The 15,857-nt window shown below is 65.3% G+C and carries 14 protein-coding genes; 7 read left to right on the plus strand and 7 right to left on the minus strand.

Annotation, left to right across the window (positions count from 1 at the left end; translation table 11 throughout):
* Nucleotides 1–15: 15 nt before the first annotated feature.
* A complete protein-coding gene (gene scpA / locus AC522E_RS13230) occupies nt 16–2,184 on the plus strand; it encodes a methylmalonyl-CoA mutase (protein ID WP_500746724.1) in 2,169 nt (722 codons plus the stop codon).
* A gap of 40 nt (nt 2,185–2,224) precedes the next feature.
* On the opposite strand, the gene AC522E_RS13235 is transcribed toward scpA, so the two are convergent.
* Both AC522E_RS13235 and AC522E_RS13240 read right to left on the minus strand, forming a co-directional pair.
* On the minus strand, nt 2,225–2,851 hold the full coding sequence (locus AC522E_RS13235; RefSeq protein ID WP_500746725.1) for a LysE family translocator: 627 nt from the start codon (nt 2,849–2,851) through the stop codon (nt 2,225–2,227).
* 316 nt (nt 2,852–3,167) lie between these two features.
* Nucleotides 3,168–4,148, minus strand: a complete 981-nt coding sequence (locus AC522E_RS13240; protein WP_500746726.1) for an alpha/beta hydrolase — start codon at nt 4,146–4,148, stop codon at nt 3,168–3,170.
* A gap of 162 nt (nt 4,149–4,310) precedes the next feature.
* On the opposite strand from AC522E_RS13240, the gene AC522E_RS13245 reads away from it, so the two are divergent.
* Both AC522E_RS13245 and meaB read left to right on the plus strand, forming a co-directional pair.
* Nucleotides 4,311–5,075: a DUF3750 domain-containing protein gene (locus AC522E_RS13245; protein WP_500746727.1), complete on the plus strand. Its 765-nt coding sequence runs from the start codon at nt 4,311–4,313 to the stop codon at nt 5,073–5,075.
* An 88-nt stretch (nt 5,076–5,163) separates the two neighbouring features.
* On the plus strand, nt 5,164–6,150 hold the full coding sequence (meaB, locus tag AC522E_RS13250) for a methylmalonyl Co-A mutase-associated GTPase MeaB (RefSeq protein WP_500746728.1): 987 nt from the start codon (nt 5,164–5,166) through the stop codon (nt 6,148–6,150).
* A 16-nt stretch (nt 6,151–6,166) separates the two neighbouring features.
* Here the strand turns inward: meaB and AC522E_RS13255 are convergent, their stop codons facing one another.
* Nucleotides 6,167–7,174 (minus strand): asparaginase, encoded by a 1,008-nt coding sequence (locus AC522E_RS13255; RefSeq protein ID WP_500746729.1) that lies wholly within the window; start codon nt 7,172–7,174, stop codon nt 6,167–6,169.
* 156 nt (nt 7,175–7,330) lie between these two features.
* On the opposite strand from AC522E_RS13255, the gene AC522E_RS13260 reads away from it, so the two are divergent.
* Entirely contained in the window at nt 7,331–8,638 is a 1,308-nt protein-coding gene (locus AC522E_RS13260) for a UDP-glucose dehydrogenase family protein (RefSeq protein ID WP_500746730.1), read from the plus strand.
* Between the two features lie 96 nt (nt 8,639–8,734).
* A complete protein-coding gene (locus tag AC522E_RS13265; protein ID WP_227383279.1) occupies nt 8,735–8,971 on the plus strand; it encodes an Lrp/AsnC ligand binding domain-containing protein in 237 nt (78 codons plus the stop codon).
* 57 nt (nt 8,972–9,028) lie between these two features.
* Here AC522E_RS13265 and AC522E_RS13270 read toward each other — a convergent pair whose 3' ends face one another.
* Complete coding sequence (locus AC522E_RS13270; RefSeq protein ID WP_500746731.1) at nt 9,029–9,460, minus strand: cupin domain-containing protein; 432 nt, start codon at nt 9,458–9,460, stop codon at nt 9,029–9,031.
* A 59-nt stretch (nt 9,461–9,519) separates the two neighbouring features.
* Here AC522E_RS13270 and AC522E_RS13275 point away from each other — a divergent pair, with 59 nt between their 5' ends.
* Nucleotides 9,520–10,005, plus strand: coding sequence for a MarR family winged helix-turn-helix transcriptional regulator (locus AC522E_RS13275; RefSeq protein WP_500746732.1), 486 nt, complete (start codon nt 9,520–9,522; stop codon nt 10,003–10,005).
* A gap of 3 nt (nt 10,006–10,008) precedes the next feature.
* Here the strand turns inward: AC522E_RS13275 and AC522E_RS13280 are convergent, their stop codons facing one another.
* The 3 genes from AC522E_RS13280 to AC522E_RS13290 form a co-directional block, all read right to left on the minus strand.
* Nucleotides 10,009–11,100, minus strand: coding sequence for a transglycosylase SLT domain-containing protein (locus AC522E_RS13280; protein ID WP_500746733.1), 1,092 nt, complete (start codon nt 11,098–11,100; stop codon nt 10,009–10,011).
* A gap of 160 nt (nt 11,101–11,260) precedes the next feature.
* The gene (locus AC522E_RS13285) at nt 11,261–11,707 is read right to left on the minus strand and encodes a Crp/Fnr family transcriptional regulator (RefSeq protein WP_500746734.1); all 447 of its coding nucleotides are present in this window, start codon (nt 11,705–11,707) and stop codon (nt 11,261–11,263) included.
* Nucleotides 11,704–14,427 (minus strand): ABC transporter transmembrane domain-containing protein, encoded by a 2,724-nt coding sequence (locus tag AC522E_RS13290; protein WP_500746735.1) that lies wholly within the window; start codon nt 14,425–14,427, stop codon nt 11,704–11,706. The genes AC522E_RS13285 and AC522E_RS13290 overlap by 4 nt, the downstream gene beginning before the upstream one ends.
* A gap of 179 nt (nt 14,428–14,606) precedes the next feature.
* Here AC522E_RS13290 and AC522E_RS13295 point away from each other — a divergent pair, with 179 nt between their 5' ends.
* A complete protein-coding gene (locus AC522E_RS13295; protein WP_500746736.1) occupies nt 14,607–15,848 on the plus strand; it encodes a glycosyltransferase family protein in 1,242 nt (413 codons plus the stop codon).
* The last annotated feature ends 9 nt before the right edge of the window (nt 15,849–15,857 follow it).

Consider the following 15,857-nt stretch of genomic DNA (forward strand, 5'->3'; position numbering starts at 1 on the left):
GCACCTGCCTTCACCATGACCCGCATTCCGGATTTTTCGAGTGTTTCCTGGGCGGCGGCCCCCATGCCCCATCCGAGGCCCGATCCTGGGGCCGAGCCGTGGCTCACGCCGGAGGGCATCCCGGTCAAGACGGCCTATGGCGCATCCGATCGCGCGGGCATCGACTTTCTCGACACGTTTCCGGGCATCGCACCCTACCTGCGCGGTCCCTACCCGACGATGTATGTCAACCAGCCCTGGACCGTGCGCCAATATGCCGGCTTCTCCACAGCGGAAGACTCCAACGCCTTCTACCGGCGCAACCTGGCCGCGGGTCAGAAAGGCCTTTCCGTCGCCTTCGATCTCGCCACCCACCGGGGCTATGATTCCGACCATCCGCGCGTGGCAGGCGACGTCGGCATGGCGGGCGTCGCCATCGACTCGATCTACGACATGCGCACCCTGTTCGCAGGGATTCCGCTCGACAGGATGAGCGTGTCGATGACCATGAACGGCGCGGTGCTGCCCGTGCTCGCGCTCTACATCGTCGCCGCGGAAGAGCAGGGTGTTCCGGCCCAAAAGCTTTCGGGCACGATCCAGAACGACATCCTCAAAGAGTTCATGGTGCGCAACACCTATATCTACCCGCCGAAAGGCTCGATGCGCATCATCTCGGACATCTTCGCCTACACGTCGGCGCACATGCCGAAGTTCAACTCGATCTCGATCTCCGGCTATCACATGCAGGAGGCGGGCGCGACGCAGGACCTGGAGCTCGCCTATACCCTCGCCGACGGCGTCGAATATATCCGCGCCGGCATCCAGGCCGGCCTGACCGTCGACCAGTTCGCGCCGCGCCTGTCGTTCTTCTGGGCCATCGGCATGAACTTCTTCATGGAAGTGGCCAAGATGCGCGCCGCGCGCCTGCTCTGGGCGAAACTCGTGAAGCAGTTCAATCCGCAGAACGAGAAATCGCTGCCGCTGCGCACGCATTCGCAGACCTCCGGTTGGTCCCTGACCGCGCAGGACGTGTTCAACAACGTCGCGCGCACCTGCATCGAGGCGATGGCGGCGACGCAGGGCCACACGCAGTCCCTGCACACCAACGCCCTCGACGAGGCACTCGCGCTGCCGACCGATTTCTCGGCGCGCATCGCGCGCAATACGCAGCTGTTCCTGCAGCAGGAAAGCGGCACGACGCGCATCATCGATCCATGGGGCGGCTCCTACTATATCGAGCGCCTGACACAGGAACTGGCGGAGAAGGCCTGGGGCCACATCCAGGAGGTCGAGGCGCTCGGCGGCATGGCAAAGGCCATCGAGGCGGGCATCCCGAAGCTCAAGATCGAGGAGGCCGCGGCGCGGACCCAGGCGCGGATCGATTCCGGCCACCAGAAGATCATCGGCGTCAATGCCTTCCGCCCCACGGACGAAGCCTCCATCGACATCCTGAAGGTGAACAACGCCTCCGTCCGTGCGCAGCAGATCGAGAAGCTGAGGCGCCTCAAGGCCGAACGCAACGCGACCGATGTCGAGGCGGCGCTCGCCGCCCTGTCGACGGGCGCCGCCTCGGGCGAGGGCAACCTGCTCGATCTTGCCGTCAAGGCCGCGCGGGCGAAGGCGACCGTCGGCGAGATTTCCGACGCGCTCGAAAAAGTCTGGGGTCGCCACAGGGCCGAGATCAAGGCGATCTCCGGCGTCTACAAGCGGGAGGTCGGCATGGAATCGCCGATGGTGGAGAAGCTCCGCCGGCTCGTCGAGGAATTCGAGGAGAACGACGGCCGCCGCCCGCGCATCCTTGTCGCCAAGATGGGTCAGGACGGGCACGACCGGGGCCAGAAGGTGATCGCCTCGGCCTTCGCCGATCTCGGCTTCGACGTCGATATCGGCCCGCTCTTCGCCACGCCCGCGGAAGCCGCGCGGCAGGCCATCGAGAACGACGTCCACATCGTCGGTGTCTCGTCCCTCGCGGCGGGCCACCTGACCCTGGTGCCCGAGCTGAAGGCCGAACTTGCGAAGTACGGCCGCGACGACATCATGATCGTGGTCGGCGGCGTGATCCCGCCGCAGGATTTCGACGCCCTTACGGCCGCCGGCGCCTCGGCGATCTTCCCGCCCGGAACGGTGATCGCGGATGCCGCCATCGACCTCATCGGCGAGCTGAACCGCAGGCTCGGCTACGGATCGAAGGAAGCGGCCGAGTAAGAAGCCGGCACTCCGCCTGCTTTTCCCGGGAGGGCAGTGCTCACGCCTGCGCCGCCTGGACAGTCACCGTCGCAATTCCGGCGCCGATCAGCAGGCTGCCTCCCACTTTGTTGACGATGCCCATGGTTCGCGAATTGCGCACCGCGTTGCGTGCCCGCGAGGCGATCAGCGCATAGGTGAAGGCGTTGGCGAAGGCGAGCACGAGGAAGGTCGTGGCGAAGATGCCGATCTGCGGCGCGAGGTGCGCTTTCGGGTCGATGAACTGCGGCAGGAAGGCGACGAAGAAGGTGATGCCCTTCGGGTTGAGCGCCGTGACCAGCCATGCGTGGCCGAGCATCTTCAAGGCGGACGCCGCATCCGTCCGAGGCTTGGCGTCGAGCCCGCCGCCGGCCCGCCAGAGCTTGATGCCGAGCCAGACGAGATAACCCGCGCCGACCCATTTCAGGATCGTGAACACGGTCGCCGAAGCCGCGAGCAGGGCACCGAGGCCGAGGAGCGACAGGGTCATGGCCGTGAAATCCCCGAGGGCGACACCGATGGCCATCGGCAGCGCCGTGCGCCAGCCCTGGCCGAGGGCGTACGACACGACGAGAAGGATCGTCGGTCCCGGAATGACGAGCAGGACGGCGGATGCTGCCGTAAAGGCGAGCCAGGTTTCGATGGTCATGGTGGATCCTCACGACGACCAGACTGAGCCACAGGACGGACGAAGTGTCGAGGGTGCCTTTTCGGGATCGGAAGCGGGTGAATCAGCCTGTCAGTCCGGGGGCGAGCGGAGCGGGAGCCCGCAATCCAGAGTCCCTCGGATCTTCCTGTCACACGCAACGGCAACCGCGTGCACGGTTCCGAGGCGTTGGCGTTCGCGGGTTCCGGGCCCGGCCTCGGGCCGTCCCGGAATGACGGTGCACAATCCTCACTCGTCCCTCCGCGAGAGGGAGCGCGACGCGTGTCTCTTCTCCACACGGTGGCGGTTGAAACCGTCCTTACATCCTCTCCCGCTCGATGGCCCGCTTCACGACCTGCTCGACTTCCTTGTTCGACAGGAAGAGATCGTGGTTGATGATTCCGCTGCCGAATTCGGAGGCGTCGGCAACGCGCACACCGAGCGCTTCGAGCCGCTCGCGATCCGCTGCTCCGGCACGGACGATGCCGCCGGCGAGGCGGCTCGACACCGCGAGCGCGCGGTCGTTCGTGGAGCTGATGACCGTGATCTTCCTGGCATCCGGGCCGAGACGCTCGAGACCGCGGGCGAAGAGATCGATGTCGATATCGGGCGCTGCCATCACGATGGCACCGATCCGCTCCATGGCACCCTGCCCTCCATCCGTGCGCAGCATCCGAAGCGCTTCGAGCGTCAGCAGCGTTCCCATGCTGTGCGCCACGATATGAATCCTTCCGCCGCTCGGCGTCTTGGCTATGGCCGCCAGGAGGTCCTCCAGCGAATCTCGCGACCACATGGCGCTCTCGCGGTCGGCCACATAGCTGAAGGTCGAGCCCGCGGACGGCCATGTGAAGAGGCCGGTCACACCCGGAAACCTGATGCCCTCCGAGAGCTGGATCGTCGAGGTGGCGGCGGTCTCGAAGCTCTCGCGGTAGCCGTGGATGTAGAGCAGCAGGTCACGACCCAACGCCGCCTGCGCGAAGGCGCCCGCCGCATTCGACCGTGTGACGGAGTCGATGGACGCGATGCTCCATGAGCTGCGGCCGATCAGCGAATCGCTCGGCGGCGTCAGGCGCGCCTCGGCGAAGATAAGGTCGGGCGAGCGCTCGCTGCTGAACCACGGCTTCCGAACCGGATCGCCCACCGGCAGGCGCGTGGTCGCGACCAGAAGACGCGGATCCCTGGCAAGACCGGGGCGCGGAGCGGAGGGCGCACTGGTCAGGACGGATTCGCCGCCGAGGCAACCCGAGAGGGCGAGGCCGAGGAGCCCCAGGGCGGAGAAACGGGCGATGCGTGGAAACATGAAACCGATGACGCGAAAGGAATCCGGGTCGGCTCTTTCGCCGGGGATGATGGCGAGGACAAGGCGGCGGCCGGATGACGAACCGAGACTTGCCCGACATGGTAAACCTTTGGTGAACGCGGACCGGGCCCGGCTGCCTTGTTGGGGTGCGGGCCCCGCCCTATGCTCGCAACGATGATGCTGCTCGCCCGCGCCCTCATCGTCATCGTCGGCCTTTTCTTCTTTCCGCTCGGGGCGCACGCCGTATGGTGGGCGTTGCGCGTCGACGCGGCGCCGAACTGGCGCGGCGCCGATTGGTCGAGCGCGAAGCTCCTGCCCGCGCCGGAGGCTGCGCCGCAGCCCATTGTCGCGATCTACGCCGCGCGCGTTGGACGCTGGCGCGGGATCTTCGCGCATCATACCTGGATCGTCGTGAAGGAGGACGGAGCAAGCCGCTACACGCGCTTCGACAAGGTCGGCTGGGGCAGCCCCGTCCGCACCAACGGATGGGCGGCGGACGGACGCTGGTTCGGCAATGCGCCGCAACCGATCGTCTATCTCGAAGGCGAGGCCGCCGGACGGCTCATTCCACAGATCCGACAGGCGGTGGCGACCTACCCTTATGCCAAGGCGGGCGATTACAGCGCCTGGCCGGGACCGAATTCCAACACCTTCGTCGCCCATGTGATGCGCTCGGTGCCCGGCCTGAGCGCCGCGATGCCCCCGACGGCCTTGGGCAAGGACTGGCAGCCCTTTCAGGATATCGTCGGCCTGACTCCGAGCCGCACGGGATTCCAGATCTCGCTGGGGGGATATGCGGGGCTCACGGTCGGCTGGGTCGAGGGAATCGAGATCGATCTCCTCGGCCTCGTGGCCGGCCTCGATCTGCGGCGTCCGGCGATCAAGCTTCCCGGCTGGGGGCGGATCGGCATGAATCCGGTCCTCTGAGGAAAAGCCATGGCATGACGGGAAGCGAGCACCGGATCGATTCCAAATGCCGATTCCACTTTCGGGTCCGATGCTCTAAGCCTCTCCCATGACCGGGGGCGATCAGAGACGGAATCACGTTACGGCAGAAGCCGTTGCGAGCGGCGACCGCGCTGCGCTCGCACGCGCCATCACGCTGATGGAATCGCGCCGGGCGGACCACCGGGCCGCGGCCCGCGATCTTCTGCAGGATTTGATGCCGCGGACTGGCAAGGCGGTCCGCGTCGGTATCACCGGCGTCCCCGGCGTCGGCAAATCGACCGCCATCGACACGCTGGGCAGCATGCTCACCGAACGCGGCCACAAGGTCGCCGTGCTCGCCGTCGATCCGAGCTCCACCCGCACCGGCGGTGCGATTCTCGGCGACAAGACCCGCATGGCGCGGCTCTCCACCGATCCCAATGCCTTCATCCGGCCCTCGCCCTCCTCCGGGACGCTCGGCGGCGTCGCCGCCAAGACCCGGGAAACGATGCTGCTCTGCGAGGCTGCCGGCTTCGACGTGATTCTGGTCGAGACCGTCGGAGTCGGCCAGTCGGAAACCGCCGTCGCCGATCTCACCGACTTCTTCCTCGTGCTGATGCTGCCGGGAGCTGGCGACGAGTTGCAGGGAATCAAGAAGGGCATTCTCGAACTCGCCGACATGATCGCCGTCAACAAGGCGGACGATGCCGATGCGCGGGCGAAGGCCGCGGCGGCGGAATACCGCGCGGCCCTGCGCATCCTCTCCCCCGCCTCCGCGGTATGGAGGCCGCCGGTGGTGACGATCTCGGGCCTGACGGGACAGGGCCTCGACGAGGTCTGGACGAAGGTGCTCGATCACCGCAAGCGCCTTGAGGCGACAGGGGAGCTTGTCGCCAGGCGCCGGGCGCAGGACACCAAATGGATGTGGGCGCTCGTCCATGAGCGCCTGCACGACCGCCTCGCCCACGACCCGGCCCTGCGCCGGCGGGTGCCGGAGATCGAACGGCAGATCGCCGCGGGCCATCTCTCGCCGACGGCGGGAGCCGAGGAGATCGTAGGCCTGCTGGGGCTTTGATGACCTGAAACGGCCGCTAGGCCCGGACGTCCGGCGTCACGCGGATGCGGCCGACTTCGATGCCGTTCCAGTTCTTCAGCACCGGCCCGGCGAGGTCCTCGACAACGCTGCGCTCGGTGTCGTCGAGTTGCAGGAAGCGGAGGACGAGAGCGGCCATCACCGCCTCCGCGGCGCGGCCCGCGCCGTCATCCACCTTCAGGGCAACGCCGTAGCCGAGTTCGGGAAAGGCCGCGCAATAGACGCCCTCCGCCCCGACCTTTACGAATGCGCGCTCGCGCAAGGCCTCCATGAGCCTTGTGTCGAACCGTCCCGTGCCCGCGACCATGAACGGATGACGTGCGACGGCCTTGCGGATCCGCTCGGCGGCGGTCTTGCAGCCGGGGGAAATCCCGACCCCGGTGCCGAACTTTGCGAAGCCGAAGGCGAGAGCCGGCAAGGGAATGGCGTAGGTCGGGATCGAGCAGCCGTCCGTGCCACTGACATCGTCCGTATGCGAGGCGCCGGTCAGGTCCTCGAGCGCACTCCGGACGGCCTGCTGGACGGGATGCTGCGGTTTGACATAGCCCTTCGGATCGTCCCCGAGGCCGCAGGAAAGGCAGATGAAGCCGGCATGCTTTCCGGAGCAGTTGTTGTGCAACTGCGTGGGCTGTCCGCCCTTTGCCGCCAGCGCCCGCGCGGCAGCCTCGCCCAAAGGCCATTGCACTCCGCATTCGAGGCATGCCTCGGTCTGCCCGGCCTTGGCCAGCATCGAAGCGGCGGTCGCCACGTGCTCGGGCTCCCCGGAATGGGAGGCGCAGGCCAGCGCGATCTCCTCGTCGGTCAGGCCGTACTTGTCGGCGAGTCCGCTCTCGACGAGGGGGAGAGCCTGGAGCGCCTTCACGGCCGAGCGCGGAAACACGCGCCGCTCCATGTCGCCCAGGGTCAGCACGGTGCTGCCTTCGGCATCGACGACCGCAATGCTGCCCCGATGCCGCGATTCGACAAGATGTCCCCGCGTAACCTCGACGAGAAAAGGATTATCCATGAATGGCCCCGGTTTGAAAGGCGGTGTTTTGTGCGCGGGCGGCCCGGATGTCAAAGGAATCCTTGTTTCAAAACGCCCGGCGGCTCGAACAGGAGGCGCTTGCGGCCAAGGCGCCTACCCCTTAAACCCACCCGCGAAGAAGGGTGGGATATCCTGATGCATATCGCGATGATTGGCGCCGGCTATGTCGGCCTGGTGTCCGGGGCGTGCTTTGCCGATTTCGGCCACGACGTGTGCTGCGTCGACAACGACCCGGCCAAGATCGCTGCCCTCGACCGCGGCGAGATCCCGATTTTCGAGCCGGGACTGTCCGACCTCGTGGCCAAGAACGTCCGCGAAGGCCGCCTGACGTTCTCCACGAGCCTTCCCGCCGCCGTCGCCGCCGCCGACGCGGTGTTCATCGCGGTCGGCACCCCGTCGCGGCGCGGCGATGGCCACGCGGACCTGTCCTACGTCCACCAGGCTGCCCGGGAGATCGCCGCGGCGATGGACGGGTATACGGTAGTGGTCACGAAATCCACCGTGCCGGTCGGCACCGGCGACGAGGTCGAGCGCATCATCCGCGAGACCCGCCCCGACGCGCCCTTCGCCGTGGTCTCCAACCCCGAATTCCTGCGCGAGGGCGCGGCGATTGCCGATTTCAAGCGGCCCGACCGCATCATCATCGGCACGGAGGACGAGGACGCCGTGCGGGTGATGACCGAGGTCTACCGCCCGCTCTATCTCAACCAGGCCCCCCTGATCGTCACGTCGCGGCGCACGGCCGAACTGACCAAATATGCCGCCAATGCGTTTCTGGCGACCAAGATCACCTTCATCAACGAGATCGCCAACCTGTGCGAGCAGGTCGGCGCCAACGTCCAGGATGTCGCCCGCGGCATCGGGCTCGACAACCGCATCGGCACCAAGTTCCTGCATGCGGGACCGGGCTATGGCGGCTCATGCTTTCCGAAGGACACGCTGGCGCTGATCAAGACCGCGCAGGATTACGAGGCGCCGATCCGCATCGTCGAGACGGTGGCCGCGGTCAACGACCAGCGCAAGCGTGCCATGGGGCGCAAGGTCATTGCCGCCTGCGGGGGCTCGGTGCGAGGCGAGACCATCGCGGTTCTGGGCCTCACCTTCAAGCCCAACACCGACGACATGCGCGAGGCGCCCGCCATCGACGTGATCCGCACCCTCCAGGACGCAGGCGCCCGGATCCGCGCCTACGATCCTGAGGGAATGGACGCGGCGAAAACGGTCCTGGCGGATGTGGGATATGCCAAGGACGCCTATGACTGCGCCCGGGGCGCGGCGGCGCTGGTGATCGTGACCGAGTGGGACATCTTCCGGGCTCTCGACCTGCCGCGCCTGAAGGCCGCGCTGGCGAAACCTGTCGTGGTCGACCTGCGCAACATCTACAGGCCCGACGACATGAAGAAGCACGGCTTCACTTACTTCTCCGTCGGAAGGCCGCAATAAGACGCGGCCACCTGTCCCGTCACCGGTTCACGCGGACGCCGTCCCGTGTCATATGACAACGGCCCGCAGATCCCCTCTCGCAATTCGGAGCGCCCGATGCAGACCTTCTTCGTCGAGATCAAATGCAAACTCGGGAAGACCTACGAGGTGGCGAGCCAGCTCGCCGACCGGGAGATCGCTTCGGAGATCTATTCCACGGCCGGGAATTACGACATCCTCGCCAAGTTCCACGTGGATGACGACGTCGATATCGGCCATTTCATCGCCAAGAACGTGCAATCCATCTCCGACATCGCCGACACGCACACGATCATCACGTTCAAGGCGTTCTGAGCCTCGTTCCTGTCCGCGATCGCCACCATCGAGTGTTTGGCCGGCGAATTGATCCGTTCAGGCTGGAACGAGCCCGTGACGGAGCATGATCTCCTTCAGCTTCGGCAGGTCCGGCTTGCCCGGCACGTTCACCTCCCGTGCCATCTCCTCGAAGTAGCCGCGGCCGATTGATCCGGGCGTCATGACGATCAGGACACGCGCGGTCCCGTCGTGCGGGTTCTCGTGATGATGCACGCATCCCCGGCGAATGAAGAGGCTGTCTCCCGCGCGGAGCTCGTGCTTCTCGCCATCCACGGTCGTAGTCAGGGTTCCATCCAGTCCATAGACGACCTCATCCGCATCCTTATGGAAGTGCGGTGCCGGCACGCGGGCATTGGAGGGCACCGTGAACTCGAACATCACGACGGACCCGGCGCTCTGGATCTCATCGATGAGGAAGTCGAGTTCCAATCCGCCGATTCGAACGGTCCCGCTCTTGCCTGCTTCCATGGCACGCCTCCCCGATGTAAAGTGGCTTTACACTACCAGACGTAAAGAGACTTTACAATATGCCGACCGATCCTGAAATCGCGAACCGGACGCTTGCCGGTCCTCCGCCCGCACCGCCCTATGTGGGCGCGCTCCTGCGGCTCTGCTGGCAGAAGGCGCGGCGCCATCTCCAGGAGGCCGTGAGAGAAGCTGGCTTCACGGATCTTCAGGAAGCGCATTTCTCCGTCTTCTCATACCCGCTTCCCGATGGTGTGAAGCCTGCCGACCTCGCTCGCCGCATGCACATGTCCCGGCAGGCGACCAATTATCTCGTCGGCCAGCTGGAGGAGCTCGGGTATCTCGAGCGGCGCGCCGCACCGGGGGGCGACCGCCGGCTGGTCTACCTGACAGCGCGGGGGTGGAGTGTGGCGGACACGATTTATTCGTCCATGCGCGACCTCCAGGAGCAGTGGTCCGCAACGGTCGGACGCCAGCGCTTCGGCGAGGTCATGGAGGTGCTGAGGCTCTTGGCGTCGGAGGATCGGCCCGCGGCCGGCTCCCGCTGACCTTTATTGCGTGAGCGCGTTCGCCTCGATGGTCCGCTCGACCATCCGCGGCTGCGGGTGGGAGATTTCAGCGATGAGCGGGCCGATATCCTCATACCGGTCCATGCGCCGCACGATCTTGGTATCGATGCGGTTGTAGAGTTCGGCGACGCTCACCGCGCGGCGCCTGCGCCCCTTCCCTTCCATGAACAGGGTCGCATTGGCCTTGGCCGCCTGCGGGAAGAGCTTTGCCGCCTTGGTGTTCGGATCCTTGTCGAGGGTCTCCAGGAACCGCACGGCGCTGCTGGCGCCGAGGAAATGCGCGAGATAGAGCTCGGCCTCGGCAAGCTCCCTTTCACCCTGCTGCCGCAAGGCGAACTCCACGTCCTTGATCAGTTCCCCGGCCATGAGGCCGGAGAAATAAGGGTCGCGGCGCAGACCCAGGATCCACTCTTTGTCCTTCTCGTCGGCGACGGTCGGTTCGCCGTCGACGATCTTGATCGCCTTCGCGGCGGCACCGAAGCCATAATCCGACGCGTGGGCGTACACGGTTTCAAGCCAGGTGCTCTCGATGAACTGGAACAGGCCTTCGGCGGAAGAGGTCGGCGCCTTGGCCCCCGGCGACAGGCTCGATTCCACATCGGCCAGGGTCATCATGTAAACCGGATCGACCCCGGTCACATGCGCGGCCTTCAGGATTGAATGGACGAGCCAGCGCGGCGCGCTCCGGCCGCTGAACGGGATGATCTCGTCCGGGTTGCCGATGCCCTCGACCAGGTCGGCCTCGACCCGCAGCGGGGGCTCGCGCAAGGACTTCCCTTTCGGAAAAGCCTCCTCGAGGATGGAGCGGAAGAGATCGGGATTCCTGCCGAGTTGCGGTGAGAACGCGACGACTTGCGACGAGAAGGCCTCTGCTGCGGCGAAGGGCCTCGCCATGACGGCGCTCGGCAGGGTCGCAACGGCCGCGGGACCGGCAGTCAGGCCCTGAATCCCTGCGATGATGGTGAAAGCGAGGAGGACATGGAACGGGCGACGGCCATGTCGTCCATATGTTTTGAACGCATTCCGTACGGAACGCGGAGCAGCGCCTTGCGGCGTCCTCACATCGGTCGGCATCTCTTTTTCCCGCAGAGCCCCGCCGGACGGCAGGACCCTTCCCTTGTGTCATTCTGGGACAAGGGTTGGCCGGGAGATGTGTCCATAATCGGTCAGCTTGACCGTAAGAATGTGAATTTCCTGGGGAATTTCCGGTTAATGAAGGATTTCCATCCCAAAATCAGGAGCCGGACTGGGCCACGAGCTGCGCATTGGTCTGCTCAAGGCGCTTCGCCAGCTCGCGCATGACCGCAAGGGCCATCTGCGGAAACTGGGCCATCAGTTCGAGGAAGACCCGCTTGTCGATCCTCAGGGCCGTGGTCGGGATGGCCGCCATGATCGTGGCCGAGCGCGGTGTGTCGGACAGAATGCCCATTTCCCCCACCAGGGCGTTCTCGCCCAGTTCCGCCACCCGGATCTCCCCGTGCGGGGTGTCGAGAAGCACCTGGGCCCGCCCGTCGAGAATGACATAGGCCGCATCCGCGGCGTCTCCCTGGGAGAAGAATCGTTGCCCGCCGGCGAACTGGACCCGCTCGCTGGTGAAGGCGAGAAGCTTCAATCGGGCCGGGTCGACGTCCCGGAACATCGGCACCTGGCGCAGTGATTGAACCTCGGCCTCAAGGGTCATGCAACCTCTCCTGCTATCGATCGGGCGGCCTCGTGGGCCGGCCTTCCGGCCTTCCTCGCCGGGCCGCCCCGTTCTTCTATCTGGATCTGTCCGTCGCGGATGCGCATCAGAACATCGAAGGGACCGGCCTGTCGATCATTGGGCAGCACCATGAACAGGCTTCTCCCTTCCGCAATCTCGAAAAGCACCTCGGTCATCTTCTGGACGCGGGCCTCGTCGAAGGATGCAAGCGCGCCGTCGAGCACCAGGATGTCGGGACGCTTCACCAGGCACCGCGCAAGGTTGACGCAGGCGCGCTCCTGCGGTGTGAGGAGCCTGCCCGCGGTGCCGACCTGATGGTCGAGGCCGATCCGCTCGATGTCTTCCAGCAATCCCATGTCCCGAACGACGGTCGATACCGCCTCGGCAACCCGTGCCTGCGCGTTGGCGACCCGGTAGCTGATGCGGCCGAAAAGGAGATTATCCCGCAATGGCGCGGCCGCACAGATCTTTTCCGGATCATAGAACTCGACGGCGCCTGCATCCGCCTCCTCCAGCATCTCGCGGACGAGCCGTCGCGCGTGCACCAGGGACAGCTTCAGGTGATCGTCGAGAAGCCCGAGGCGGTGACGCGGCTCGATATAGGCAAGGGGCAGCGACATGAGCTTCGCCCGCTCCTCCTTCGAGAGCCCCGCTCCGGCCCGGGCGTGCCTGCGCACGAGCGCCTCGAATTCCGTGAGCTCCTCCGCTCCGATGAAGGAAAACTGTTCGAACAGCGAATGGCCGGGGGGCAGGCCCTCGAAGATCTCGGTCATCGTTTCGGCGATCTGCAGGCCCATATGCACGAGATCGTCGCTGAGCCCGGCCCGTTCGACGGCATCCCGGAAATCCGGATTGTAGGCGAGGTTGCGCCCCTTGAAGTCGTCGGACTTCGGAACGCCGAAGAGCAGGTTCTCGGCGACCGTCGTCTGGTCGTTGTAGGCGTTGGGATCGAACGGATCGACGAGATCCGCCATTCCCTCGGCCTGGAAGGTCTGGCGCAGGCGCCGCCGCGCCTCGACGATCCGCTGCGCGAATTCCGGATCCTCGTCGGGATCGATCCGCTCGGCGAGGCCGAAGAGATAGATCTCTCCCCCCATTCCGAGCCTGCTGAGCAGGGTCACGAGGATGTGGTCGAGATCCTCCGCATCCTTGGCACCGATCCGTTCATAATCGATCCAATGATCCGTGATGCTTTCCACGGGATTGCCGGTCCTTTTGGCCTCCGCGATGCGGCGCATTTCCTCGCGGGAATCCTCCGCCTTGACCCGGTCGAGCGGCATGTGGCGCAGGCCGTAGATCAGGTTCTCGCGGATCGTGCCGGGGAACAGGATCGGGTCGATTCCGGCATAGGCGACTCTTTGGCCGATGACCGCGAGCGGAATCTGATGAAGGTCGCGTTCGCCGATCCGGATCTGTCCGCTGAAACCCTGCATCCGCCGCGCCAGGATGCGCGCCAGCACGCTGGCGGCGCCTCCACCGCTCGAAACGACGGCGACTTTCGCAGGCAGTTGAATATCGAAGGAGGCATTGTCGAGGATCATGCCGCCATGGGGATCGCTGACGCGAAGCTCTTCGGCATGGAGAAGGCCGGTCAGCGGCTCGTCCTGCACCTTTTCCTCGCGCGGCGACACGAATGGCAGGAGCCTCTCCTCGGCGAAATGCTCGGTCACCTGATCGTACTTGACCTGGACGTCGAGACGCTGCTGATCCCAGTCGATCAGCTCCTTCAGGGGCGGAGGCAATTCCCGATACGCGCCGATGACGGCGACGAGCTGTCCGATGTCCAGGGTGCCGCGGATCGCGAGATAGCCGCCGATCGCATAGAAGAAGAACGGCGTCAGCTGCGAGAGGAAATTGTTGAGGAATTTGACGATGAATTTGCGATTGTAGATCCGGACGCGGAGGTCGAAGAGGCGAAAGAGGCGCTGGCCGATTTCGGCCTTCTCCCAGCCATAGGCGTTGTGGACATGCACGGCCTCGATGCCGTCGAGCACCTCGCCGACTCGCCCGGCCAGCTCGCGGGACGCAAGCTGACGCTGCTTTCCGAGGCGAAGCAATTCCCTGCGCAGATAGGGAATGACCGTGAACTGGACGCCCACCACGGCAATGGCCATGAGGCCCAGCCACAGGTTCTGCACGATGATGAAGAAAAGGGCAGTGAGAGCCTGCGTCCCCAGGAAAATCGGGGTGATGAAGGCATCCCCGATAAATCCGCCCACCGGCTCGACCTCGTCCTTGATGATAGTCGCCGTTTCCGACGATTTCACCGTGCGGAGGGCATCGGGCGTGAACCGCAGCACCATGGTGAACAGGTCGAACCGCATGCGCCTCAGCATCCGCTCGCCGAGGATGCCTTTCGCGACGTTGATCCAGTACTTGAAGGCGCCGTTGATGATCACGAAGAACAGGAACAGGCAGGAGAGCCCGAGCAACAATCCGATGCGGCTCAGTTGAAACCCGTCAAAGATGTGGAACGACTGGCCGCCGAGCCAATCCGGAAGATGCAGGTCCAGTTTGAGAAAAGGGGCAGTGGCCTGCCCCTCCCGGAAGGCCTCGCCCTGGATGGCTTGGTTGACGATCTGACGCGGCAGGTCGAGGGACGCGAAATAAAACGGCTGGGAGGCGAGCACGACGGCGCACACGATCAGCTGATCGCGCTTCGAATGCGTCCAGATATATCGGAATAGGCTCTTTTCCATTGCGCCGACGATACCATTTTCGATCCGTCAAACCATCCCTCTTCGCCCCTTTCCCTCCGGGGGTGAGCGCCATAGGTTCTTCCTGTGGAGCTATTGCAACGCTAGAGGGGGGTGTCCTAACGTCCGCCGGCACCAACCCAATGGAATGCCCTTATGGCAACCCTGCTCAGGACTTGAAGATGGACCTCCCCTCGCAGCTTCCTTTGAGGCACCCGAGCGGCGCGCGGGTCCTGATCTACAGCCACGACACGTTCGGGCTCGGCCATTTGCGCCGCTCGCGGGCGATCGCCAACGCCATCGCCGAGGAGCAGGCCGACAGCTCCATCGTGATCATCTCCGGCTCGCCGGTCATCGGCAACTTCGAGTTCGGCAGCGGGGTCGACTATGTCCGGATTCCGGGCGTGACGAAGCTGCCCGACGGGGATTACCGCAGCCTCAACCTCAACGTGAACCTGGACGAGGCCGTCGGCCTCCGGCAGGACCTGATCCTGCAGGCGGCAAAGTCGTTCCGTCCCGACGTCTTCATCGTCGACAAGGAGCCGACCGGCTTTCGCGGCGAGGTCGTCCCCGCCCTCGATTATCTGCAGGGCCAGGGCTGCCGCCGCGTGATCGGCATCCGCGACGTCCTGGACGAGCCCGCCCTGCTCGTACCCGAATGGGAGCGCAAGGGCGCCAAGGAGACCCTGATCCGCTCCTATGACGAGGTCTGGGTCTACGGCCTGAAGGACATCTATCGCCCGCTCGCCGCCCTCGACCTGCCTCCGGACGTGGAGGACCGCATCACCTATACCGGCTATCTGCGCCGGGAGATCCCCGCCACTCCCTCGCTCACGCGCTATCCCAAGATCACAAAGCAGCCCTTTATCCTGGTCACCACCGGCGGCGGCGGCGACGGGGACGACCTGATCGACTGGGTGATCTCGGCCTATGAGCAGGACGAGGCGATTCCGATGCCGTCCCTCATCGTGTTCGGCCCGTTCGTGAACCGGGACATGCGCGGTTCGTTCATGGAGCGGATCGCCCGCCATCCCAAGCTCGATGCGATCTCCTTCGACACCAAGATCGAGCACCTGATGCAGAAGGCCGAGGCCATCGTCGCGATGGGGGGCTACAACACCTTCTGCGAGATCCTCTCCTTCGACAAGCGCGCGCTGATCGTGCCGCGCACGCGGCCGCGCCTGGAGCAGCACATCCGGGCGGTCGAGGCCGAACGGCTGGGGCTGGTCAGCATGCTCAGCGACTACGGCGCGCCGCGCACCCCCGGGCGGATGGCCGAGGCCCTGCGCGGTCTGGCGACGCAGCCGCGCCCCTCCGAGGTGGTCGTTCCCGGACTTCTGGAGGGGCTTGACCGGGTGCAGGAGCGGCTTAAGGCTCTGCTGCAACATGGCTCTTTTGTACAAGCCCGCCAGGCCGCCGAGTAAAATTCCAGG

Source organism: Microvirga sp. BF8, assembly GCF_059888585.1.